16 protein-coding genes are annotated in these 24,953 nt (G+C 37.4%); 15 read left to right on the top strand and 1 reads right to left on the bottom strand.

All coding sequences use genetic code 11. The features are described from left to right. Positions 1-211 precede the first annotated feature (211 nt). From ACYVHJ_RS12105 to ACYVHJ_RS12035, 15 genes are all read left to right on the top strand, one after another. Positions 212-3,130: a PSD1 and planctomycete cytochrome C domain-containing protein gene (locus tag ACYVHJ_RS12105; protein ID WP_460515107.1), complete on the top strand. Its 2,919-nt coding sequence runs from the start codon at positions 212-214 to the stop codon at positions 3,128-3,130. A 4-nt stretch (positions 3,131-3,134) separates the two neighbouring features. After that, positions 3,135-4,574: a DUF1501 domain-containing protein gene (locus ACYVHJ_RS12100; RefSeq protein ID WP_460515105.1), complete on the top strand. Its 1,440-nt coding sequence runs from the start codon at positions 3,135-3,137 to the stop codon at positions 4,572-4,574. A 91-nt stretch (positions 4,575-4,665) separates the two neighbouring features. Continuing rightward, complete coding sequence (locus ACYVHJ_RS12095; protein WP_460515103.1) at positions 4,666-5,943, top strand: M14 family zinc carboxypeptidase; 1,278 nt, start codon at positions 4,666-4,668, stop codon at positions 5,941-5,943. A gap of 804 nt (positions 5,944-6,747) precedes the next feature. Then, positions 6,748-9,654 carry a SusC/RagA family TonB-linked outer membrane protein gene (locus tag ACYVHJ_RS12090; protein ID WP_460515101.1) on the top strand — a complete coding sequence of 969 codons (2,907 nt, stop codon included), beginning with the start codon at positions 6,748-6,750 and terminating at the stop codon, positions 9,652-9,654. Positions 9,655-9,664: 10 nt separating this feature from the next. Then, the gene (locus ACYVHJ_RS12085) at positions 9,665-11,266 is read left to right on the top strand and encodes a RagB/SusD family nutrient uptake outer membrane protein (protein WP_460515099.1); all 1,602 of its coding nucleotides are present in this window, start codon (positions 9,665-9,667) and stop codon (positions 11,264-11,266) included. Positions 11,267-11,419: 153 nt separating this feature from the next. Then, positions 11,420-11,827: a GNAT family N-acetyltransferase gene (locus tag ACYVHJ_RS12080; protein WP_339902557.1), complete on the top strand. Its 408-nt coding sequence runs from the start codon at positions 11,420-11,422 to the stop codon at positions 11,825-11,827. Between the two features lie 768 nt (positions 11,828-12,595). Beyond that, the gene (locus ACYVHJ_RS12075; protein ID WP_460515097.1) at positions 12,596-15,715 is read left to right on the top strand and encodes a SusC/RagA family TonB-linked outer membrane protein; all 3,120 of its coding nucleotides are present in this window, start codon (positions 12,596-12,598) and stop codon (positions 15,713-15,715) included. A 17-nt stretch (positions 15,716-15,732) separates the two neighbouring features. Next, entirely contained in the window at positions 15,733-17,289 is a 1,557-nt protein-coding gene (locus tag ACYVHJ_RS12070; protein WP_460515095.1) for a RagB/SusD family nutrient uptake outer membrane protein, read from the top strand. Positions 17,290-17,620: 331 nt separating this feature from the next. After that, positions 17,621-18,484, top strand: coding sequence for a GDSL-type esterase/lipase family protein (locus ACYVHJ_RS12065; RefSeq protein WP_460515093.1), 864 nt, complete (start codon positions 17,621-17,623; stop codon positions 18,482-18,484). 198 nt (positions 18,485-18,682) lie between these two features. After that, a complete protein-coding gene (locus ACYVHJ_RS12060; RefSeq protein ID WP_460515091.1) occupies positions 18,683-20,608 on the top strand; it encodes a glycoside hydrolase family 97 protein in 1,926 nt (641 codons plus the stop codon). A 102-nt stretch (positions 20,609-20,710) separates the two neighbouring features. Further along, complete coding sequence (gene gloA2, locus ACYVHJ_RS12055) at positions 20,711-21,133, top strand: VOC family protein (protein WP_460515089.1); 423 nt, start codon at positions 20,711-20,713, stop codon at positions 21,131-21,133. Then, on the top strand, positions 21,130-21,735 hold the full coding sequence (locus tag ACYVHJ_RS12050) for an LbetaH domain-containing protein (protein ID WP_460515087.1): 606 nt from the start codon (positions 21,130-21,132) through the stop codon (positions 21,733-21,735). Before gloA2 ends, ACYVHJ_RS12050 begins: the two co-directional genes overlap by 4 nt. Before the next feature lie 68 nt (positions 21,736-21,803). Beyond that, entirely contained in the window at positions 21,804-22,004 is a 201-nt protein-coding gene (locus ACYVHJ_RS12045; protein WP_460515085.1) for a hypothetical protein, read from the top strand. 188 nt (positions 22,005-22,192) lie between these two features. Next, positions 22,193-22,792: a LexA family protein gene (locus ACYVHJ_RS12040; protein ID WP_460515083.1), complete on the top strand. Its 600-nt coding sequence runs from the start codon at positions 22,193-22,195 to the stop codon at positions 22,790-22,792. 2 nt (positions 22,793-22,794) lie between these two features. Continuing rightward, positions 22,795-24,039 carry a DNA cytosine methyltransferase gene (locus tag ACYVHJ_RS12035; protein WP_460515081.1) on the top strand — a complete coding sequence of 415 codons (1,245 nt, stop codon included), beginning with the start codon at positions 22,795-22,797 and terminating at the stop codon, positions 24,037-24,039. On the opposite strand, the gene ACYVHJ_RS12030 is transcribed toward ACYVHJ_RS12035, so the two are convergent. Further along, a complete protein-coding gene (locus ACYVHJ_RS12030) occupies positions 24,034-24,849 on the bottom strand; it encodes a PDDEXK family nuclease (protein ID WP_460515079.1) in 816 nt (271 codons plus the stop codon). The genes ACYVHJ_RS12035 and ACYVHJ_RS12030 overlap by 6 nt on opposite strands. Between the last annotated feature and the right edge of the window lie 104 nt (positions 24,850-24,953).

The raw sequence follows: 24,953 nt of genomic DNA, 5'->3' as shown, positions 1-24,953 counted from the left end.
AATAAATTTCCAAACAATAGGTGATTTCCTTCAATTGCCATTGATGTATTTGTAAAAAAAAGTAAATTGAAGGTTATTGACCTAAAATAATTTAAAAGTTTAAATAATATTCGGAATGTTAATGCTCAATTGGCGGGGTTATTTCTTGTTGTTACCTGTATTTTTTGCAATGCTTGTCTTTTTCTGTTTACCGTCCTGTAAACAAGAAAGTATGCAAGCTTTACCTGCCCAAGTAGATTTTAATTTTCATATTAAACCGATCCTTGTGCAGAAATGCTACCTCTGCCATGGACCTGACCCCAGTAGTCGAGAGGCAGGTCTACGTTTAGATCTTAAGGAGGGGGCGACCATGCTTTTGGAAAGTGGCAAAACAGCCATCGTTCCTTCTGCGGTTCACAAAAGTGCCTTGATGGATCGGATTACAAGCAATGATCCGGAAGTGGTCATGCCACCGCCCTCTTTAAAACAAGAATTATCAGATTATGAGGTGGCCCTTATAAAAAAATGGATAGAAGAAGGAGCTGAATATGAACCTCACTGGGCTTTTATGCCTGCGGAAACCAAAAAGAAAGTGGTAAAGGGTGACTTTTCAGCGCAAATTGATGCTTTGATCCAAGAAAAAATTACCGAGAAGGGCTTGGAGTCAAGTGAGAAAGCAGATAAATACCAGTTGATACGAAGGTTGTCATTTGTACTAACAGGCCTTCCTCCGGATGTGGAAAGGATAAAGCAGTTTGTAGCCGATGAGCGTCCGGAAGCTTATATTGAATTAGTTGATGAATACCTTAATCATCCTGCTTTTGGAGAAAAATGGGCCAGCCATTGGATGGATGTGGTGAGGTATGCAGAGACCAAAGGTCATGAGTTTGATTATCAAATTCAAGGAGCTTGGAGATTTAGAGATTATTTGATCCGAGCTTTTAATCAAGATATCCCCTATGATCAATTGTTAAAAGAGCAACTTATGGGAGATATGCTATCTAAGCCCCGAGAAAACCCCTTATCAGGGGAGAATGAATCTGCCATAGGTACCCTTTTTCTTACAATGAGTGAGGGCACTCATAGTCCGGTAGATATTAAAAAGGATGAGGCAGACAGGATAGATAATATGATAGATGTGGTGGGGAAAAGCTTTCAAGGGTTGACGGTGGCTTGTGCCAAATGTCATGACCATAAATTTGACCCCATTCCTACAGCAGATTATTATGGCCTTTATGGAATGTTAGGAAGCACCAGGTTCAGTACTTTGCCGGTCGGAAATGACAAAATAAAATTCAATACTGTTTCTAAGGCCACTGAATTAAAGCAAAAAATTAAATCCTTAGTGGCTAAAGAATGGGCAGGGCCTTTGGAGAAGGACAGCATACCCGTCCGGCTTGTTAATTTTAATTCAGTAGAGAATTCAGCTAAAGAAATAAATGTAATCGCTGATTTTAGAGGCCAGGATTTACAAGGTTGGAAAGCAGACGGTTTGGCTTTCGGAGCAAGTACTGCTTTAGGGGAGCCAATATTTTCTTCATCCACAAAGACTTTACAAGCTTTATCCCCGGGATTTGCCTCCAGTCAATTATTTGGTAGAGGGATTTGGGGAGCTTTGAGATCCCCGGATTTTACAGTTGACAAGAATTTTATTGGTGTTAGGGCAAGAGGTAAAGGAGCCAGTATACGCATTGTCATGGAAAATTTTCAATTGATACGGTATCCTATTTATGGTGGATTGGAACAAAACGTGAATGATGAAGCTTGGAAAAATTATACTTTTGACCTAAGTGCCTGGAAGGGACGGAAGGTGTATATTGAAATTTTGCCCGGATCCTTTGCCAGACATCAATATATCCAGGAAGAGGATGCTTATATAGAAGCTGAATATGCAATGTCTTTTGACGAGGCTTGGGAAACTCCTGACCTAAAAGATTCTGAAACCAATCCATCTATTTCCAAGGCGGTAAAGCACTGGGTGACCGGGAAAAGTTCAGCTAAAGAAATTGCCTTTCTCAACCAAGAATTAACAGAAGGGAAGTTGAAAAAGGATTTTCCATCTGCTCTTGCCTTAAAAATGAAGTGTGATTCCCTCGGAAGATTGGTGAAAGACAGTGTTTTTATTCAAGGCGTGACAGAGGGTTTTGGTGAAGAAAGCTCCATTTTTATACGTGGCAATCATTCGGATCTCAGTAAAGAAAAAGTCCCTAGAATTTTTCTCTCAGGAATATTTGAAGAGCAGAAGCCTTACCGAGGGGATGGCAGTGGGAGACAGCAGATGGTTGAAATGATGCTGGCAGCAGACAATCCGCTTACATCTAGGGTGATGGTGAATAGAATTTGGCACCATGTTTTTGGAAAAGGTCTGGTAGAAACAGTGGATAATTTTGGTCTTCAAGGAAAGTTACCTACTCATCCTGAATTATTGGATTATTTGGCTTTAGCCTTTGTAAAAAATTCATGGTCCATTAAGTCGATGATAAAAAATATGGTACTTACAGAAGCCTTTCAAAGGAGTACTTCCGGAGGAAGCATGTCATCTTCTGATCCCGACAATTTATTCCTGAGCCGTTATTCTGTCAGGAGACTTGAGGCAGAGGGAATCAGGGATGCGGTTTTAAAAGCAGCAGGTACATTGGATAGTACCATGTTTGGGAAGCCGGTACCTGTTCATTTGACTGACTTTATGCAGGGAAGAGGGAGGCCTGGTGATTCCGGACCTTTGGATGGAAACGGGAGAAGATCCGTTTACCTGGAAGTAAGAAGAAATTTTCTCGACCGAATGATGTCAGTCTTTGACCGACCAACCCCCTTTACCACTTTTGGCAAGCGAGATGTTACCAATGTCCCAGCTCAATCTTTATTTTTAATGAATGATCCATTTATTGCTGAGCAAGCGGATCAAATGGCGAATCAACTATTGAATAATGAGAATTTGATGGATGATGAAGAAAGGATCAAGGATGCTTATTTGAGGGCATTTGCAAGACTTCCTTCAGCCGAAGAAATGAATAAGGGACTGGCTTTTGTCAGTAAAACCAAAATCCAACTGGCTGAAAAGGCGGAAACGGATAATGGACTGGATATTTTGGCATGGAAGGAATATTGCCATGCTTTATTTAATATGAAATCATTTATTTATTTAATGTAAACCCATGAGTAATCACAAGCCTTTTCTAAATAAGTCCTTAAGCAGGAGAGAGATGTTGAAAATGAGTAGCTGTGGATTTGGATCCTTGGCACTCATGGGCATGATGGGTAGCTTGGGTAGTGCTTGTAAGTCCGCAGACCGAGAGTCACAAGCCTTGCTGAGTCAGTTGGCCAAAGCACCAAATTTCCTTCCAAAGGCAAAGAATGTGATTTTTTTGTACATGGATGGGGGAGTTTCACAAGTAGATTCTTTTGACCCAAAACCCCGACTTGCCAAGGAAAATGGCATGGACCCTAAATTCAAGATAGACGCCACCCAGTTTAATAACAATGGGAAGATTCTTAAAAGCCCCTGGGAGTTTAAGCAGTATGGCGAATCCGGTTTGGCGGTAAGCGAATTATTTCCGCATATAGCCAGTTGTGCGGATGATTTGGCTTTGATCCGGTCCATGGTTTCAGATTTTCCGGAACATACCAATGCCAATTATTTTCTTCATACAGGAAGTGGTTTGCAGGGAAGACCGAGTATGGGTGCTTGGGTAAACTACGGCTTGGGGACAGAAAATAGCAACTTGCCCGGATATGTGGTGCTGGATGGAGGCTTGATACCACCGGGAGGAGTTGATAATTTTAAAAATGGTTTTCTACCTGCAGACTATCAGGCCTCCATTATGAAAACAGGTAATACGCCAGTGGCGAATATCAAGCCCGACAGTGTCTCAGCAAAATACCAAAAACAAAAGTTGGACTTTATCCATGAAATGGATGCCCGGGAGGAGGGGAGCTCAAGTGAAATTGAGGCGGCAATAAAAAATTATGAATTGGCCTACCATATGCAGTCTTCTGTACCGGAATTGACAGAATTTTCTGCAGAAAGTAAAGCCACACAAAAGCTATATGGACTATTCGATGAAGATTTGAATACCAGGAATTACGGCGCTCAATGTTTGATGGCCAGAAGGCTGGTAGAAAGAGGGGTTCGTTTTGTGGAACTTACCTGTCCATATATGAGTGGTATTGATCGGTGGGATCAGCACCATAGCCTAAAAGACGGGCACGAACGAAATGCTCATGCTGTAGATCAACCCATTGCAGGCTTATTGAAAGATTTAAAATCCAGAGGACTATTGGAAGAAACCTTGGTGGTTTGGACAGGAGAGTTTGGCAGGACTCCCTTTGCCCAAGGTGCTGATGGAAGGGATCATAACCCCTCTGCTTTTAGCATGTGGATGGCTGGCGCCGGAATAAAGAAAGGTACAATTTATGGTCAAACAGATGAATATGGATATCGAGTGGTAGAAAACCCTGTTACCATTCACGATCTTCATGCCACTATACTATCCTTATTGGGAGTAGATCATAAACAATTGACCTATCATTTTGGAGGAAGAGATTTTAGATTAACCGATGTACATGGAAATGTGGTAAAAGATATTCTGGCCTAAGTAGAGCAATATCTCATGGGTTTCAATATCCATGCATCTCAAAATACAATGAAAATCTAATTTCATAATAATCGCCTTAGCCTTTCCTTTTATGTTATTGAAGAAATTGATTCCTTTTATTTTTTTTGCCATCATCCTATTTATCACCCACGAGCTTCGTAGCCAAGAAGTGTTAATGAATCCTTTAAGGATAGGGACCGCAAACAAGCTGAATTTTGCCAATAGAACGGCTCATACCCCAATAATAGAAAGTGATTTCCCGGGAGGGAATGTGATAATTGAAAAGATTTTAGGCGATACTATTTTTTTTAGGCCTGATCTCAGAGATACCCCAAGAGAATGGTTTTACTGGTGTTTTACCGTAAAAAACACCTCCAATAAAAAATGGTTTTTTAAAGCCACCAAACCCAATGTCTTGACCAATATGGGGGCGGCTTACAGTACTGATGGTGGATATAAATGGCATTGGATTGATCAGGAGAACCAACTTGGTCCCAATCTTTTTAGTTTTAATTTTTCGGGTGATGGAAAGCCTGTTAGGTTAAGTATGGGAATGGCCTATACACAGAAAAATTTCGACAAGTTTATGTTGAAATACCATTCTTCTCCTTATATAAAAAAGTCCGTGCTAAGCATCACTCGAGCAGGACGAGAAGTTGAGCAGTTACTGATAAGTGATTTTAAGACCAAACCCAATTTCAAGGTATTGTTTACAGCCAGAGCACATGCCGGAGAAATGATGAGTAATTATATTATTGAGGGGATGATTGATGCCTTACATTCTAAAGATCCTTTGATGAAAAAACTTTTAGAAGAGGCTGAAATAATGATTGTTCCATTTTTGGATAAGGATGGGGTTGAGCAGGGAGATCAGGGCAAGTACCGTAGTCCCAGGGATCATAATCGGGACTATTCCGGAGAGAGTATATATACGAGTACAAGGGCTATTAGAGAGGATATTCCAAAATGGTTAGCGGGTTTACCTTGGATAGGGATCGATCTTCACAATCCTTGGATCAAAGGAGAAAACAATGAATGGGTTTATTTTGTAGGAAATGAAAACGAGCGGATTTCGGCGGCCCAAGAGAGGTTTGTTAATACCTTGATTAAAAGCCAAAAAGGACCTTTAAAGATGGATAGCAAAACAGGTTTTCTTGCATTTGGGACTGCTTGGAATAAAGGTAGCAATTATGAACAAGGTTATTCTTTTAGTAAGTGGGCCTCCGCATTTTTAGATGAGGGCCTGATAATGACCGGCACTTTAGAGTTTCCTTTTGGAATCAATAATGGTCAGGTGGTGACCCAAGAAAAAGCCCGTCTATTTGGGAAAGATTTGATATTTGCTCTTTCGGAGTATGTGGATTTTTAACATTTCTAATAGCTACACTGCTTGGAGTGTTTAAGGAAATTTAAGGCCCTTTTATTCCGTTTTGTAGTAATATTTATTCATCGATTTTTGAGAATGCTTTATTGATAGGTATTTGATCTGCTTTTCTACCAAGATTAATTAACGATAATAATAGGATTCAGCCTATTATTATTGAAGCATCTTAGCCTTCAAGTATGTTTAATCTCCTAAAAGACTGTGATAAATGTTGAGCAATTGTTTAATATTTTATTTTTACCTACTACTCAATAACCTCATTAGGGGGTTGATTTTTTGATTTACTTGTGCTTAAGGGGATCCTTATTTTTTTAAACTCCAAATTTTCATGCCTGAGATAATTAAAGCTTTAAGTTGTTTCTTGTTTATAGGCTACTGAGTACCAGTGTGATTCAATTTTTTGAGACAATTCTATTTGTATTAGCTGATCTAAAAATTTTAGTTATATGCCATTAAATGGCAAAACCAGTTAAAAATTATATTTATGAATAGCAAATATTTAGCGAGTATTATTTTATTCATAAAAATTATAACTAGATTTTGTAGAGAATAAATTATAACTATATTTAACTTTCTTTTTTAAAATAATGAAATAAATATGGCGAGTTTAAGTAAAAAATTGAAATTAAATCAAGAAAGGAGGTAAAATATGAGGTGATTTATTCTGTAATGATATAAATAATTTTATGATTCAGTCAAGAATTATTTAGCTAAGAAATTTTTAAAAGTTTATTTTTAATAAAAATTCAATTATTTGTTAAATATTTTACAATTATTAAAATTTTAAATATGTTTAAAAGTAGAATTATCCTACTGATCTTATTGATGATGCCATTTTTTACGATTTTGGCTCAACAGCGTAGTATCACAGGAACAGTTACTGATGAAATGGGAGAGCCTATACCCTCAGTATTGGTGTTAATTAAAGGGTCTACTGCAGGAACTACTACTGATTTGGATGGTACATATAGTATTTCAGTTTCCGGTGAGGTTACCTTAATCTTTAATATGATTGGGTTTAATGGTCAGGAAATTAGTACTGAAGGAAAAAATACCATTGATGTAACCCTTCAAGAATCAAGTGTGGACTTAAATGAGGTGGTGGTAGTTGGTTTTAGCGAGGTTGAAAGACAGCATTTGGCTTCTTCTGTAGAGCAGCTTGACATGGATTTAGTTAAAAGTCGTCCTATTTTTAAATTGGAAGAAGCTTTTAGTGGAACCATTCCAGGTGTTACTTTGATGCAAGGTAACAACCTTCCCGGTAGTGTGCCTGGGTCTATATCAATCAGGGGTATTAGTACTTTACAAAATGCCGGTCCTTTGGTTATCATTGATGGAATGGAGCAATCTCTTACTGATATTGATCCTAATCAAGTAAAAAATATTACGGTATTAAAGGATGCCGCATCCGCTGCGCTTTATGGTTCAAGAGGAGCGAATGGGGTGATTATTATCGAAACAGATCGGGGTACAACCGGCCAGTTTAAGGTCAACTTACATTCTTGGGGCGCCTTGCATAATCCTATTGATCAACCTGATTTCGTGGGAGCTTCTGATTATATGAAACTCAACAATGAAGCAAGAGGTTACCAAGGACAGTCACTATTATTTTCTGATGCGGACATAGCAGCTGCAGAAAGTGGAAGTTTTACAAATGTCAACTGGCTTGAAGAGATCATGCAACGTCAATCCTATTCCCACAATACTTCGGCCAGTATTTCAGGAGGAGGAGGAGTTGGTACCTTCAATTTAATGTTGGGTTATATAGATGAAAACGGAATGAATGAATTGGAAGGATCCAATAAGTTTTCCGCTCGATTCAATACCAATATTAATATAGCAGATAAATTTGTATTGCTTGCTGATTTTTATGCACATAGATTACAAGTAGACAGACTTCAAGCCAATAATAATGGGCATGGTCTTTATCAGCTTGCCTGGAGGATGAATCCTACCCAACCCATATTCTATGAATCAGAATTAGAGAACAATTACATTCTTCATAATAATATCAATCCGCTAGCTTCAATTGAGCATGGTGGATCCTGGAATGCTTTGCATGATAGAAGTACTATTAACCTTAGACCTAAGTATTTTATTAATAAAAACCTAAGCGTAGAAGGTAATGTGTCTTATATGATCAATAAATCCGCTAGTAAATACAAGAGGTTGACCTATAAGTTTTTTGATGGCGATGGCAAGCCTGTGAATATTTGGAGTAATTCGGTTGGTGCTAGTCAAGGAGTAAGCCAAAGCCAAGTTACAGCAAGGGCATTGATAAATTATGAAAAGGAACTTAGACAAGGCCAAGATAAGATTTACTTATTGGGTGGTGCGGAGATAATGAACAATACTTACACAGATTATCGTGAGTTTTCTAAATCTTCCTTTTTTACAAAATTAAATTATTCCTATGATAGTCGGTACTTAATAGAAGTAACAGCCAGAGGTGATGGGTCAAGTAAATTTGCACCTAACAATAGATGGGGATTCTTTCCCTCCGGTGCTTTTGCATGGAATGTTCACAATGAGTCATTTATGAATGGATTGATAAGCTCCGGGCTTGTAAATAATTTAAAATTTAGGGCATCTTATGGGTTAATCGGTAATGAAAACGTCAACCCATATTTGTGGCAGGAAGTAGTCAATACTTGGGGTTGGACCATGCGCGTACCAAACCCTGATTTTAGTTGGGAAAAACAAAGACAATCAAATTTTGGCTTGGACCTGACCACATTTAATAATAAGCTAAATTTGACGGCTGAATATTACCATAAATTCTCTTATGACTTAATATACTCTGACTTTCCGGTACCACCATTGACAGGTTCTTATTATTTAACTTCTTCAGTGAATATTGGTGAGGTAGAGAACAAAGGTTGGGAGTTTTCTGCTAATTATGCCGATAAGGTCGGAGAAGTAGATTATAGTATTGGTGGAATCTTCTTTGATAACCAAAACCGTGTGCTTAAAGCAGGTTATAATCGTTCTGATACCTTAATTTTTAAAAGTAATCAAGATAAAATCTGGTATGAAGGAATAGCAATAGACAACTATTTTGGTTACGAAAGTGACGGATATTTCCAGACTTGGGAGGATGTAGACGGTACAGAAGCAAAATTACCCAATACTTATCCAGGTGATATCAAATACAAGGATAAAAATGGTGACGGTGTAATTAATGATGAAGATAAAATTAATCTCGGAGATCCTTTTCCTCACCTAAACTATTCTATTAATTTCAACTTAAGATTCCGCCGATGGGATTTTAATTTTCTAGGGCAGGGAGTAGGTAAAAGGCTAGGTAGATTAAATGGAATGGAAGGCTATCCGGTTTTAATGGATGGTGTTAATAATAACCTTGGTGCTCCTAGAGAATATTACATGAATAACAGATGGACACCGGAAACACCGAATAGCCGTTTCCCTAGGGTTTGGACAGGTTCTAGTCCTAATGCTGTATTAAGTGATGTTTGGCTTAGCAATGCGGCTTTCTTTAGGGTGAAAATGTTACAATTAGGTTATACTGTTCCTAAAATTGGACGCAATATTAACAGCGTAAGAATATATTTTAATGCTCAGGATGCAATTACCTTCACTAAATGGGAAGGTTTAGAACCGGAAAGAGATGGAGGAAATGGTAATTATCCGAGGATGGCAACTTTTAGTTTGGGAGTTAAAGCCACTATAAATTAAGAAGGAAACCATGAAAAAAATACTAATAATATTCGCAATAATTGGACTTAGCCTTACAGGTTGTGTTGAATTTCTTGATAAAACGGATCCAACAGCAACCTCATTTGTAGAATTCTTTAACGATGAAGAGGATTTACGTAGGGTAGTTTATAGTAGTTATTTGGATGTTTTTACTCATCCAAGTTCTCATCAGACTTTATTTTACATGGAGGAAGGTAAATCTGATAATGCATACAGTAGGGTAGATGGGCATCATCACCAAAGGATAGCTAATGGAAATATCAATAGTACTACATCAGCATTTCTTTTTTACTACGAGTTACAAATGAAGCATTTAGGTAGGTTAAATACTTTTGTGGATAATGCCGATATCCCCTATGTAGAAGATGAGGCAGTAAGGACGAAATATAAAGCCATTTTAGAAGCACTTCGCGTTTGGCATTATTTTAAGCTTACTTTCAGATGGGGAGATGTTCCTTTTCATTTACAGCCTGCTGATTTAGTAGATGCACTTCAGCCTACTACGCCTAAAGAAGAAATTTTGGACCAGCTATTTCCTTTAGCTGATGACATTGCCTCACGTTTACCGGAAGATGAGTATACCTCAGACAAGTATATGTTCAATAAATATTCATTCAAGGCACTGACCATGAGGTATGGATTGTACAATGGTCGCTATGAATTAGCTGCCCAATTAGCTAAAGAGATAATGGACAGTGAAAAGTATGAATTGTATTCAAATTATGAGGAACTTTTTCAATATGAAGGAGCCTCAACAAACAATGAATTTATAATGCACTTCGATATGCAAAGCCATAACAACAGTGCGACCAATTCATTTCGAGATTTAGGCCCACATTATCGTACAGGAAATGGTCAATCGTATGTAGTACCACTAAAGTCCTTGGTAGATTCATATTGGACCCTCCAAGGTAGGCCTATCTCAAATTGCCCGCTACATACCGAAGAAGAGTATTTACTAGATCCAAACTTAAATAGAGATCCAAGGTATGAATCTAGTATAATGGGACATGGCGATACATTTTACGGTGAGCCAATAGATATCTACAATACCAATAATCCAATGTTTTTCGAAAATCAGAGAGCAAGTAAATCGGGGTTCTGGTTTAAGAAATTTGTCTCCGAAGCTGACGCATTTAGGTCTGGAGGAAATTTTGATTTTGGATTGCTACGTTATGCTGAGGTGTTGCTAACTTATGCTGAAGCTAAAATCATGTTGAATGACATTGATGATTTGGCATTGGAAAGCATCAATATGATTAGACAAAGGGCTGGATTAGACATGAGCATAGCTGATGTTACCGGAGCAGAATACAGTGATTTTAGTCAAGAAGATTGGATCAACCTGATCAGAAATGAAAGAAGAATTGAATTTGCAGGAGAAGGACTCAGGTATGAAGATATAATTCGATGGGAAATAGCGGAAGAGGTATTAAATCAACCTGCCTTGGGACATACGCGTATGGAAAATGGAGAAATGGTTTCTTTAAAGATTGAGGACCGTTCTTTCCAACCGCATAATTACCGCTGGCCTTTTCATGAAAACAGTTTAAGAGTGGAACCGGGATTAACTCAAAATCCGGGATATTAATAATTGACAAATTTCTTTACTATTAAAGGGCCTACTTATTAAGTGGGCCTTTTTATTTTTAGTGGTTTTAATTTGTAAATTATCGAATGATCTTTACGAAAGTACATTGGCAAACAAGATTCCCAACACTTTAGCCCTCAATAAAAGTAAATTATGGAAATTACTTATTCGGAAACCCGTGAAATTGACGAAAAACAGATCGTAGCACTTTACCTGGCAAATAAGTGGACTGCCGCAGATAAACCCAAACAATTGAGAAAGGCACTTCTAAATTCTCATGCATTGGTTTCTGCTTGGGAGGGTGAAAAATTGGTGGGCATTGGAAATGCAATATCTGATGGATACCTGGTCGTTTATTATCCTCACTTATTGGTTCATCCGGACTATCAAAAGAGAGGAATAGGGCGAAATATTATAGCAAAACTCAAAAAGAATTATGAACACTTCCATATGCATATGTTAACAGCAGATGGTAAGTCTGTTGGGTTTTATGAAAAATCCGGATTTATGGTGGCAGGTGACACCCGGGCAATGTGGATTTACCAAGGAGATGAACATTAAGAGATCTACTTATTATTGAATTTAAGCTGTAGACTCCTTTTTTAATCATGGCCGGGCAAAAAAAATGATTTGTCATGATGAATGTCCCCAACCCAAATGCTTACTTTTAGCCCATATCGGTACCTTCGCAGGCTGTATATTAGATTAATATTATTTAAAATTTAATTTTTAATGTTGATTTTCTTTTATTTTTTTAAATTCTTAACTATAATTAGGTCAACTTAAGCCATTATAACCATCTTTTACCTTCTTTTTTATTAAAAGGTGAGATTTATTTGATGAATTATTCTTTTGTATTGCTTATAACTGGAATTTTATCTAATTTAATACAGCTATTGTGAATTATCCTAAATGCGCCAATAAGTTATAGCAATTAGGTATCTTATTTAAAAAGTTATATGATATCCATTTTAAATTTAAAATAAATACATGTGACACATGTTGTTTATTTTTTAGAAGGGGATAATTAAAGTATGTAACGTAATAGATTGGTTTAAATCCGCATTTCTAGCCGGATTTTATGATTCTATATTCAATTGACCCATAACCCAACTTATTTATTGTGGTACCTCAAAACTACAATGAGGGACTCTCGATTTATCATATACCATAAAATAGATTTATATGTAATAAAACCTCCCAAAAAAAAGCCATCTATTAATAGATGGCTTTCAGTAAAAGTATTAGATCAATGGGTAAGTTTCTCAGGTTCATCCATTTGATCTGATTTAATGCAGTTTTTAAAACAACACTAAAGATTACAAAGTTATGAAAAAACGACTACTCAAGGGGTATTTGTCGATTAAAATATTGATATTCCTTATGGCTATTCAGCTATTTTACCCCTCCATCCATAAAGGCCATAGCCATGTCCTTTATGAAGAAATCCCTGCCTCAAATAACTCTTTAAAAGGAGAAGCTACGCTAGCAATCTTTAGGGCAGATGTAACCATTACCGGAACAGTTACTGATCAGAACGGCGAGCCTATCCCGGGGGCGACGGTTTCTTTACCGGGAACCACCATCGGTACAGCTACGGATTTAGATGGTAAATATTCTCTAACCGTTCCGGAAGCATCTGAATTGGTTTTTTCATTTATTGGTTTTGAAAGCCAGCGAATTATGATAGGAGACCGTTCTATTATTGATGTTACTTTAGTAGAAGCTACCTCTTCCTTAGATGAGGTGGTGGTGGTAGGCTTTGGTACCCAAAAAAGGGCCAATGTGACAGGGGCCGTTAGTACGGTTTCCGGTGAAGACTTAGCCAGACGGCCGGTGGTCAATACTGCCTCGGCTCTTCAAGGTACCACACCGGGCTTGACGATACAAAACAATGGAGGTGCACCTGGTAATGAAAGTACTAGCATTAGAATTAGAGGAGTAGGGACTTTGAATAATTCAAACCCATTGATTCTAGTAGATGGTGTAGAACAATCTCTAAGTACTGTAGAACCCAATAATATTGCTTCCATTACTGTGTTGAAGGATGCAGCATCCTCAGCCATTTATGGTTCCAGAGCTGCGAATGGAGTGATTTTGGTAACCACCAAAAGAGGCGAAGAAGGAGAAGTAAAAATCAGTTACAATAACTTCGTAGGATGGCAAAATCCAAACTTTTTCCCGGAACCTACAGATCCTGTTACTTGGATGCGATTGGAAAATGAGGCTCAGGCAAATGTAGGGGCCAGCCCTACCTACAGTGAAACCTATATAGAAAATGTGGCCGCGGGTACTAATCCTTTAGAATATCCATTTGCAGATTATGAAGGAGGTATTTTTAATCCAAATGCATTTCAGCAAAGACACTCTGTTTCACTTTCCAGTGGGGGGAAATCAGGTAGAATTTTCGCTTCTGTCAATTATGCTGATACAGACGGGATCTTGCAGAACTTTAATAACAAACAAGTTACCATGCGGATAAATTCTGACATGTATGCCAGCGATAAACTGACCATTAAAACCAACCTGATGTATAGAAATAGGGCTTTTAATGGACCGGGTTTTACAGGGCAACGCATCACTCAGGCTTTATTGCATATCAATAGAAACATCGTAATGGAATATCCTGATGGAACCTATGACTTAGTTTCCGGGCAATGGAACGCTCGCGCAATGGTTCAGGAAGGTGAAACAAGTCGGATAAGTGATGATGTTTTTGGTCAACTAGGTTTTGCCTATACTATCAATGAGGCACTTTCCTTAGAAGGTAACGTAACTTTAAATACTGAATCAACAGATGGTTTTATTTTCCAGAACAGTTTGGCAGGAATGAGGAATTACGTAACCGGTGAACTGGTTAATGTTGGGGGGTGGTTTGCAACATCTCAACTCACTGAAAGCCAAGATAATCAGCGAGAAATAAGTCAACGGCTGTATTTGAATTATGACCAAAGCTTTGATAGGCACAGTATCCAGGCTACAGCGGGTTATGAGGAAATATACAATCGATTCAAGCAAATAACGGCCTATAGAGATAATTTTTTCAGCAATGACCTGAGAGATATAAATGCTGGTGATGTGCAAAACCAAAGAACGGGTGGTTACTCACAGGAGTGGAGACTCAGATCATTTTTTGGAAGAGCCAATTACAGTTTTGATGACAGGTACATGTTTCAAGCGAATGTTAGATATGATGGATCCTCAAGGTTCGGCGAAGGCAAACGTTGGGGTATATTTCCTTCTTTTTCTGCAGGATGGAGAATTTCAGAAGAAGACTTCCTAAAAGATGGAAGCCTATTCAGTGACCTAAGGCTTAGAGGGTCTTGGGGACAATTGGGTAATCAAAGAATAGGTTTGTACAGATATCTAAATACTTACAATTTGGGAACCGGCTATCAGTTCAACAATAATCTGGTTCCCGGAACTGCCATTACCAGTGCAGGAAACCCAGACATTACCTGGGAAACCACCACCATGTCTAATATAGGTTTGGATATGGGGTTTATGGATGACAGAATTGAGGTAATTGCTGAGTATTTTTACAAGTATACCGATGATATTTTGATAGAACTGCCTATCCCAAGAACCATAGGTTATAATCCTCCGGTACAGAATGCAGCTGCAGTGTCTAATAAAGGTTGGGAGTTGGCCGTTAATTACCACGGTTCACCGGCCTCTGAGAGCGGTTTTCAGTATTCTGTTGGTATAAATTTTTCAGATGTAGTCAATAGAATTGAAGACTTAAAAGGTACAGGGCCTTTTTTCCCGGATAAGTTTACCGTTTGGACTGACGGTGAATCCATCAATTCTTTAAGAGGCTTAAAATCCCCGGGGATTTATAAAACTCAAGAAGACCTGGACAATTATCCGGCCACTATTTTCCCTACTGTAAGTATTGGAGACATCATTTATGAAGATTTAAATGGAGACGGAGTGATTTCTCAATCCCTTTATCCTGCAGGTGACCAATACATTATGGGCAATGAAGACCCACGGTATGAATTTGGTGTTCGTTTCAATGCCTCCTATAAAGGTTTTGATTTTTCCATGTTTTGGCAAGGAGTATTGCGCCAACAGCATTCATTGGATGGCGCATTGATGGAAGGACCAAATTACACCAATTTTATTCCCGTTACCATGGCGAGAGAAGCCTATCACCCTGAACGAAACCCCAATGGGACTTGGCCAATGGTAAGGTCAGGAAACTCTGCCAACCTAATGGAATCGGATTTTTGGTTGCAAAATACGAGTTATTTGAGGTTAAAAAATTTCCAATTGGGCTATACTATTCCTCAGAATGTAGTTGCCAATTTGAGGGTATATGTGTCAGGTGAAAATATGTTGACATTTACAGAGACTGAGCTCTTTGATCCGGAAACACCTAGAGGAAGAAGCCAGTTCTTCCCGCACAGCAAACTTTTCAGTGGTGGAGTAAACGTCACCTTTTAATTTAAAATAGAAAAGCGATGAAAATATTAAATAATACTATAAAATACATAGGGTTGTGCTATTTGGCTTTAGGCTTATACTCTTGCGATGATGGGCTCGACCTAATCCCACCCGGCCAAGTTTCTGAACTGATCTATTGGCAGCAGGAAAAAGATGCAAACCTGGCAGTGAATGGAATTTATGCAGAATTGGATGGTCAGGCAATGGTGAAAGAACTGGATGCGGTCACTGATATTGGCTTTAGAGCCCCATCAGGTCCTGGCTCATTTCATGATGTGTGTATGGGAACATTTGACCCGGTGAATGCAGCCATTGGCTCCCAGTGGGACAGGTATTACCGAGGTGTTCAGCGTGCCAATAATGTGTTGGCAAACATCGGCAGGATAGAGCAAGGAGATGAGGACTTACTCGCTCGTTACGAAGCAGAAGCTAGGTTTTTACGGGCTTTCTTCTATACCCAATTAAGTAGCCTATGGGGTGATGTTCCCCTAATTTTAGACCCTTTAGAAATAACTGACCATATCGGGAGAACCGCTAAATCTGAAGTTGTTGATTTTGTAATTGCTGAATTGGATCAAATTATTCAAGGAAATCAATTGCCAATTAGTTATTCTCAGGAGGTAGGAAGAGCCACTTTGGGTGCGGCCATAGCATTAAAGGCACGGATTGCCTATAGAAACGAAAGGTATACAGTGGCCAGAGATGCTGCCAAAGCAGTGATGGACCTAGGGATTTACGAATTATACCCTGATTATGAAGCCCTGTTTCAATATGCAGGTCAGAATTCTTCGGAAATAATTTTTGACCGACAATATGCCGTGGGAGGGGATACTTACAATGCCTTTTCTTATGCTGCAGCATCTATTGGAGGAGGGTCTGTAGTAGAGCCTGTGCACAACTTGTTTTTAAAATATGGATATAAAGGGCCTATGAATCCCGATGATCCTTTTGAAAACATCGACCCCCGCTGGAATTATACGACCTATTATACGGGACAGCCCATAGGTACAAGTACTTTTAATTCCCTTCCGGATAGTCCAACGGCTGATAGGGTGAGATCTTCTGAGTTTTCTACCGTAAATGGATACAATTTGAAGAAATGGGTAGATTATGCAGCTGATGGTGGAAATCCTAATACGGGGTCTATCAATATGATTTTAATACGATATGCAGATGTATTGCTAATGTATGCAGAATCAAAAATTGAGCTGGGTGAAATTGATGATTCAGTATATGATGCGATCAATGAGGTGAGGCAAAGACCAACAGTGGAAATGCCTGCCATCACTACTGGTAAATCTCAGGAAGAATTGAGGGCCATAATCAGGGATGAAAGAGCAGTAGAATTGGCTTTTGAGGGTTTAAGACTGTATGACATGAACCGATGGAAAATTGGTGAGGAAAAAGTAGGTACGGTTGAAGGGCTGTATTACTTCAATACAGCAAGTGGAGAATGGGAAACCATTACCAGTGGATTGACCAGAACTTTCAGAGCTGATCGAGATTATTTATGGCCTATCCCTCAAGTTGAAATGGAGATCAATGATAATATCACACAAAATCCTAACTATTAGAGGATATCTGAATAAAACAAGTTGAATAACAGTGTTGTAAAAAACCGCAAACGACTCGTTTGTGGTTTTTTATTTTCTACTATTAAGGGAATCCTTATGATTGAACTAAACAATGAACAAATTCTTGGAAAAGTAAACGGAATCTTTTGCGTTTTTACCCAAAGGAATCATGCTTATTATCTAAAATACACGGAAAGGAATGGAACAGAAATTTTGTTTTGCCATTTCCTTCGGATTATGTAATAGAAGTTCTATTGAAAATATTGGGTTTAATGGACTACCTTAAGGTAATTGGGTTGCTTTTGTTTAATTTGCTTTCAAATTAACGATTATGAAAATTAATAGTGAAGCCTCAATAATACTATTTAGGTTTTTTAAGGCGAAATCATTTATAAGCATTTTTTATTTTTCTTGTATAATTTTTTCGATTCTTGGCTGTAAGCAGCAAAACGCCGAAGTGGAGGTTAGCGGTAGTGGAAAACGTGTCAATACTGCGATAATACCGGTTCCAAAGCTTGAAGACGATAGTTACGATTGGTGGGAGCGCCATAAAGATGTGCTTAGCATAAAGGATACGCTTGATCCCGAAATTGTACTAATTGGAAACTCCATAACCCATTTTTGGGGAGGTGATTTTCCCCCCTTAAATAATGCTGACGGTACATCAAGAGTGGCAAATGGTCCACATTCATGGGAGGCAACTTTTCAAAACCGCCGTGTCCTCAATTTAGGTTTTGGATGGGACAGAACTCAAAATGTACTTTGGCGCTTAAATAACGGGGAGCTGGATGGGCTAAGCCCAAAGTTGGTAATTATTCATATCGGCACCAACAATACCAGTGAAACAGAAAATGCCAGAAAAAATACGGCTTCCGAAATTCTTGAGGGGATTGCTGCTATTTACTATAGTGTTCGATTTAAAACACCAAATGCAAAAATTGTATTGATGGAAATTATGCCCCGTGAAGAAATGCCGAATAATTCGCGGAGGTTATTAATCAATGAAACAAACCAATTACTGAAGCAATTTGCGAAAGACAATGGGATAACATTGCTAGATATTTCATCTAAAATGCTAAACTCGGATGGGATCCTTACCAAAGCGTTTACCCTTGATTTTTGTCATCCAAATGAGGCCGGTTATCAAATTTGGGGTGAAGCACTTCAACCATATATTGATGGTATTGATGAGTAAAATAGGGAAACAATTTTAGAAAAGAAGTTGGCAAATATTATTGGACTTGCAATAGAAATAGCTTAAAACAAGCGTATGAAATTTGAATAATTATTACCGCATACTGTTCTTAATCATTGAAATTGAATAAGAAAAAATTAAAATTCCGGCCCTCTACAAATAGACAACTTAACTACATTAAAGTAAAAAGTAGCCCCTATGAAAATTAAGATTTCCGTAATATTATTTTTGTTAAGTTTAGTTTCCTGTTCAAAAAAGGATGATTTTCAGTTGTTTTCACCTAATGAGGAGTTGAAGGTATATATTTCAAATCTTAATAATTCCAGCGCTTTTACTGTAATGAATGGTGCTGATACATTGTTTACATCTTCCAATTTAGGTTTACAAATTAACGGATTAAGCTTTGCAGAACATGTGTCATTTAGGGACTTTGAACAGATTGAGGTTGACGAGACCTGGGAAACAATAATAGGGAAACAAAGGACTGTAAATAATCATTATAATGAATACAAATGGGAAGTAGCTACCACCGGGCCATCACCTCAGTTTTATGAAATTGTATTCAGGCTTTATAACAAAGGCTTTGCCTATCGGTATAAATTTCCATCTGAAGCCATTCAAGACAGTATAAAAATTGATCAGGAATTAACCAGTTTAAATTTTGAGGAAGACTATACCTATTGGGCATACAATGGTGAAAAGCACAATGTAGGACCTGTTATCAGCACTGAAGAAAGTATTGAAGAAGTTAGAACCCCTTTTGTTATGCAATTTCATGACAACAGTTTCATGGCCATACATGAAGCTGAAATCACTGAATTTGCTCCTTTTTCTTTAGCTACTTCCACCAAGGAACAATCACTTGGGTTCAATATTTCCTATTCTAAACGCGACAAACCTTTTAAGACCTCATGGAGGGCTTTTATGTTGGGTGAAAAGGTAGGAGATTTAGTTGAATCAGACCTATTAGTGAATTTAAATGAACCTATTAAAATTCCGGACCCTTCTTGGATAAAGGGGGGCAAATCTTTGTGGGATTGGCGTGTTTTGGGATTTAGGACGGACGATGGTTTTGAATACCAGCTCAATACCGAATCACATAAGAGAATGATTGATTTCGCTAGTGCAAATAATATTCAGTACTTATTAATTGATGCTGATTGGTACGGTGATGAATTTAATGAAAATTCTGATCCGACGACCACCAGAGATGGGGTTGATATCGAAGAATGTATGCGATATGCTTCCGAAAATAATATAGGGATAATTCTTTACTTAAATGATGTAGGAGCTAAAAAGTTCGGTTTAGAGAGGGTCTTGAAACAATTTTCCGCATGGGGAGCCATTGGGGTTAAATATGGCTTTATGCAAGGGACATTAGAAGAGAAGGTAAAGCACACCAGAGCCATTGTTGAGCTCTGTGCCAAGTATAAATTGATGGTAAATTTTCATGACAATCCAGTTCCCCCAAGTGGAGATAGAAGAACGTGGCCCAACCTAATTACCAAAGAATTTGGCCATGCACAGGGAGATGCCAAATATTCGCATTATCCCGAAACATCAGTTAATCAGGTTTTAATAAATCAGATTGCCGGTCCTTTGGATTTTACAAATGGATGGTTTGCCCTCCACAGTGCACATATAGGAAGGCCAAAGGTCTTTGAGGAAATCCCCGGTACTGTGGTAGCGGAAGTAGCCAAGCTTATTACCATTTATTCTGGATGGATGGTATTGCCTGATAGCCCTGAAGCCTATTTGGAAAAAGAAGATTTGTTTGATTGTATTCGGAAAATGCCGGCACAATTTGATAGTTTTGAAGTGCTAGATGCAGCATTGGACAAATATGTTAGCATTGCAAGAAAAGCAGGAGAAGACTGGTTTGTAGGCGCTTTGACCAATAGAGAAGCACGCTCCATAATATTGGATTTAAGTTTTTTGTCGGAGAAAGAAAAATACGAAGCAATACTTTATGAGGATGCAGAGAATTCTGATTATCTGTCCAATAAGGAATCCTATACAGTCCGTAGCATGGCTGTTGATGCCAATACAAAACTTGTTGTCCGAATGAGCAATGGTGGTGGGCATGTAATGCATATAAAAAAAATTTCGAATAAAGAAGAATAACGAATTGAGGAAATATCGATTTCGGTGGACACAAATACTTCCAAATCCATTAAATTAGTATTTTAGCAGCAATGAAAAGGAGCTTCGGAGAAAATTCTTTTTATGCGGTTCATTTCCTTCAGCAACGCCCGATCTATAGTGAAAATCGAAAAACTACACCATATCGCAATAATTTGTTCGGATTACGATAAGTCTAAAAAGTTTTACACAGATATTTTAGGCTTTACGATAGACAAAGAGATTTACAGAGAAGAACGACAATCCTATAAACTTGACCTTTCTTTAAACGGGCAATATTTAATCGAGCTTTTCTCTTTTCCAAACCCACCTTTAAGACCCTCAAGGCCAGAAGCAAGAGGATTGAGACATATTGCTTTTGGGGTAAGGGATCTTACAGCAACTATTGCCTATTTGGAATTCAATAAAATACCTGTAGAAGGAGTACGAGTAGATGAATTTACCAACAAACGATTTACATTTATCGCAGATCCTGATGATTTACCCATTGAGTTTTACGAATTATGATACCAATAAAGGATTATATCAAAGGTTTTGATTCGCTTTTCCATCAATGTCTAGACAAGGCGCCGTGGGAAATAATTAATGAGCTTGATAATTTGATTCAGGACCGATTTTCTAATTTATCAGCTGAATATAAAATAGTAGAAAATATTGCCATCCATAAGACAGTTAAAGTAGAAAAAGGAGTCACAATAAAAGGACCTGTAATCATTTCTGAAAATTGCTTTATAGGGGCCAATGCTTATTTAAGAGGACCAATCTTTTTGGGAAAATCAGTAAAGGTGGGACCGGGGGTAGAAGTTAAGCAATCCATGATTTTTGAGAATTCTACATTGGCTCACTTTAACTATGTAGGAAACAGTATCATAGGTAAAAACATTAACTTTGAAGCAGGTTCCATTTGTGCCAATCACTATAACGAAAGGGTGGACAAGACCATATCTGTTAAACATAACGGGGAGTTGATGAATACAGGAACAAAGAAATTTGGATCCTTGATTGGGGATGATACAAAGATTGGCGCCAATGCAGTTTTGTCTCCGGGTACTATTTTGGCAAGAAAAAGTACAGTTAAAATGCTTGAATTGGTTGAGCAAATAAAATAAATGAATTAAAAAAGGGACACGGCTTCTTATTTTCTTCTATAAATAGTGAATTCTTGAATGAATAGCCTATGATAATAATCTCCACGAATATTGGAACACCAAAGACATTCCTTTGGAAAGGCAAGGAGGAAACAATCGAAATCTATAAAAAGCCTACGAATGAACCGCTTTATTTAACGGAAAAAGATGTTTCAGGCGATGAGGTTTCCAATCGATTGAATCATGGAGGTTATTATAAAGCCTGTTATTGGTTTTCTGCTGAACAATAACCTTATTGGAAGGATTTGTACCCAGATCTTGACTGGTAATATCGGAAGCAGTCTATTTACTTATTTAATATTTTTAAGTTGATGCAGTATCGAATTTTGAATTTTCGAAAATACATCGTTCTACTAAAATTAATTTTCCTATATTTGTTCTATAAATAATTGAACAGAAAAATTTAGTATTAAGCCAAATGAAACTTCATAAAACTCAAGAAAAAATATTGTCGATGTTAACTTCTAACCTAGAAGGGGCGTTAACAATAAGGAGATTAAAAGAAGTTTTAGAGTTATCATCTACAAGTTTAGTTCATCATCATATTGCTCAACTTGAAAAAAAGGGGTATCTAAAGCGAAACCCAAATAATAGGGCAGATTTTCAAGTACTATTCAATCCAGAAGCCCCAGTTACATTCATTAATCTCTATGGCCTCGCCAAATGTGGACCTAATGGGATATTGTTATCTGGTGATCCTATAGATCGTATTCCATTGCCCTCTAGCCTTATTAAATTTCCAATAGAGGATGCCTTTCTTGTAAAAGCTATTGGTGATTCTATGGAACCAGAGATCAAAAGTAATGACTTAATAATTGCAAAAAAACAAAGAGTTTTTAATAATGGTGATATTGTGATTTGTACGTATAATGAACAAACAATTATAAAAAAGATCAGATGTCTTGAATCTGAGAGAATCATGCTAGAGTCGCTTAATAGTGAGTATGATCCTATTATTCTAAACAATGAAGAAGATATTAATGTACAAGGTGTTTTCAAAGGGCTGATTAGAAACTAATTATGAAAAAAAGAAAATATTTATCCCTATTTTCAGGTGCTCTAGGTCTTGATTTGGGGTTGGAAAAAGCAGGGTTTGCACCCACTTTATGTGTCGAGAACAATAAAGCAGCTGTAAAAACTATAAAAAAAAACAGACCAAATATTCCAATTTTTGATGATAGTATTGAAAAATTTAATTTAGGAATTTTAAAGGATAATAACATAGATCCTGATGAAATAGAACTTGTAGCGGGGGGGCCTCCATGTCAGGCCTTTAGTGTTTTTGGGAAAAGAAATGGTCTTAATGATATTAGAGGGCAAATGACCTTTGAATTTGTTAGAGTTGTAAAAGATATAATGCCGAAAACTTTTTTAATGGAAAATGTTAGGGGTATTTTATCTATGCCTTTAATTCCTAAAAAATTCTCAACAAATGAAACGGATGTAAGTCTTTCTCAAAAAGGTTCGTTACTTAAAACATTGATAGATGATTTCAATAATCTTGGCTACACTGTAGATGTTCATGTTGTAAATTCGGTCAACTATGGAGCCCCACAAATACGTGAAAGAGTATTAATAATAGGTAATAAATTTGGGTATAGTCCTGATTTTCCAGAACCTCAGTTTAGCAATAGGATAAAGGATAATTTGCCTCCTTATAAAACTTTAGGTGAAGCAATAGGCCCAAACAGCAATTTCATTGATCCATATCCAGAATTATTAAACTTCAGTGAGAGAAAACTAAAGTATCTATCCTTAATCCCTGAAGGTGGAAATTGGAGAAGCTTACCAATAGATGTTCAAAAGGAATCCATGGGGAAGAGTTGGTATTTAAAAGGAGGAAGAAGTGCTTACTGGAGAAAACTTTCTTTCGATTTTCCATCTCCAACAGTTGTGACAATGCCCAACCATGCAGGAACCAGCATGTGCCACCCTAAAGAGTTACGAGCTATTTCTGTTGGCGAGGCGGCAGCAATTCAGGAGTTCCCTAAAGAGTGGAAATTTGAAGGAAGTACTTCCGAAAAGTTTAAGCAAATTGGTAATGCAGTACCAATAGTATTGGGTACTATAGCTGGACAAGTTTTAGATAGGCTTTTAAATAAGATTTCATCGGGTGAAAAAATGAAGGTTAGAAAAGGTTTATTCTTACATAAAATTAGACCTCACGTTAGAACTAGAACATTTTGGAAGGGAGGGGAGGTATTTAGTGGGTCGACTTCATACTACGGAGATCAAAACAACACCCAGTTGGATCTTAAACTATGAATTTATTTTTCTTAATAAATCTTGCCACTTTGACGGATCTTCTTTATCTAATATGTTTTTAAATTTTGACAAAACATGTTCTTTATATTTATTTAAAAGATTTTGATTCTTTTTTCTAATATTTAATTCTTGAAGAGATGTTGTTATACCTTCCAATACATATGATTGAGTATTTTCATCTTTACCTAACCAAGACCAGAAATCATTGCCAGTCAAAACATTTACATTTTTCTTTAGATCCTCAACATGATGCTTCGCACCTCGGTTAATGCCTCTAAGAATTTCATATTTATCTGTTAAACCAGCTTTGTCTCCGTAATAGACTCCAACAACAATATTGTTATATGTAGCCCCATAAAATTTCAGGATATCGGCAAATGAACGATTCAATTGAATTGCCATTGATAATTGTATTGTCCATCTACCTGCCTTTAATGATAGTAAATCAAATTTCCCATCATCACGAGGTACAAGATGATCGATCTCATTGAATGAACTATTCTCTAGTGGGGGATTTTCTAATCTAAATTTTCGATCTAATTTAGTCGTACCAAATACTTGAGGTAGAATTTTTTCATCGACTAATTTCCCAAATCCTGTATTATGTCCGATCATTAAATGACTTGAAAGAATTAAGTCAACAAATTCACCTAAGTTTTTAAGATTGTGGTACTCATATAAAAATGGGACTAAAAATGGATTCATTGACATTGTATCTGAAAGTGTATTTTCTAATTTTTTCTTTCTTTGAACAATCCACCAATCCGTTAATTCCTTTACTCCAGTAATGATTTCATTTTTTGATGCCATTTATGTAATTTTTTTTTAAAGATTAATAATAATTGAAAGCAATAAATATAAAATAAATTGTAAGGTATTTACGCCTCGCTAGGAACCCATTTGAAGATTGTCTC

The sequence above is a fragment of the Cyclobacterium sediminis genome (genome assembly GCF_054781075.1).
The sequence above is the reverse complement of the archived record's forward strand: the minus strand, read 5'-3'. Positions and strand labels throughout refer to the sequence as shown.

Coding starts and splice junctions, on each gene's coding strand:
- ACYVHJ_RS12085 (WP_460515099.1), top strand. CDS start 9,665: ATGAAAAAAATACTAATAATATTCGCAATAATTGGACTTAGCCTTACA.
- ACYVHJ_RS12030 (WP_460515079.1), bottom strand. CDS start 24,849: ATGGCATCAAAAAATGAAATCATTACTGGAGTAAAGGAATTAACGGAT.
- ACYVHJ_RS12090 (WP_460515101.1), top strand. CDS start 6,748: ATGTTTAAAAGTAGAATTATCCTACTGATCTTATTGATGATGCCATTT.
- ACYVHJ_RS12100 (WP_460515105.1), top strand. CDS start 3,135: ATGAGTAATCACAAGCCTTTTCTAAATAAGTCCTTAAGCAGGAGAGAG.
- gloA2 (WP_460515089.1), top strand. CDS start 20,711: ATGCGGTTCATTTCCTTCAGCAACGCCCGATCTATAGTGAAAATCGAA.
- ACYVHJ_RS12105 (WP_460515107.1), top strand. CDS start 212: ATGCAAGCTTTACCTGCCCAAGTAGATTTTAATTTTCATATTAAACCG.
- ACYVHJ_RS12060 (WP_460515091.1), top strand. CDS start 18,683: ATGAAAATTAAGATTTCCGTAATATTATTTTTGTTAAGTTTAGTTTCC.
- ACYVHJ_RS12075 (WP_460515097.1), top strand. CDS start 12,596: ATGAAAAAACGACTACTCAAGGGGTATTTGTCGATTAAAATATTGATA.
- ACYVHJ_RS12045 (WP_460515085.1), top strand. CDS start 21,804: ATGATAATAATCTCCACGAATATTGGAACACCAAAGACATTCCTTTGG.
- ACYVHJ_RS12035 (WP_460515081.1), top strand. CDS start 22,795: ATGAAAAAAAGAAAATATTTATCCCTATTTTCAGGTGCTCTAGGTCTT.
- ACYVHJ_RS12065 (WP_460515093.1), top strand. CDS start 17,621: ATGAAAATTAATAGTGAAGCCTCAATAATACTATTTAGGTTTTTTAAG.
- ACYVHJ_RS12050 (WP_460515087.1), top strand. CDS start 21,130: ATGATACCAATAAAGGATTATATCAAAGGTTTTGATTCGCTTTTCCAT.
- ACYVHJ_RS12040 (WP_460515083.1), top strand. CDS start 22,193: ATGAAACTTCATAAAACTCAAGAAAAAATATTGTCGATGTTAACTTCT.
- ACYVHJ_RS12080 (WP_339902557.1), top strand. CDS start 11,420: ATGGAAATTACTTATTCGGAAACCCGTGAAATTGACGAAAAACAGATC.
- ACYVHJ_RS12095 (WP_460515103.1), top strand. CDS start 4,666: ATGTTATTGAAGAAATTGATTCCTTTTATTTTTTTTGCCATCATCCTA.
- ACYVHJ_RS12070 (WP_460515095.1), top strand. CDS start 15,733: ATGAAAATATTAAATAATACTATAAAATACATAGGGTTGTGCTATTTG.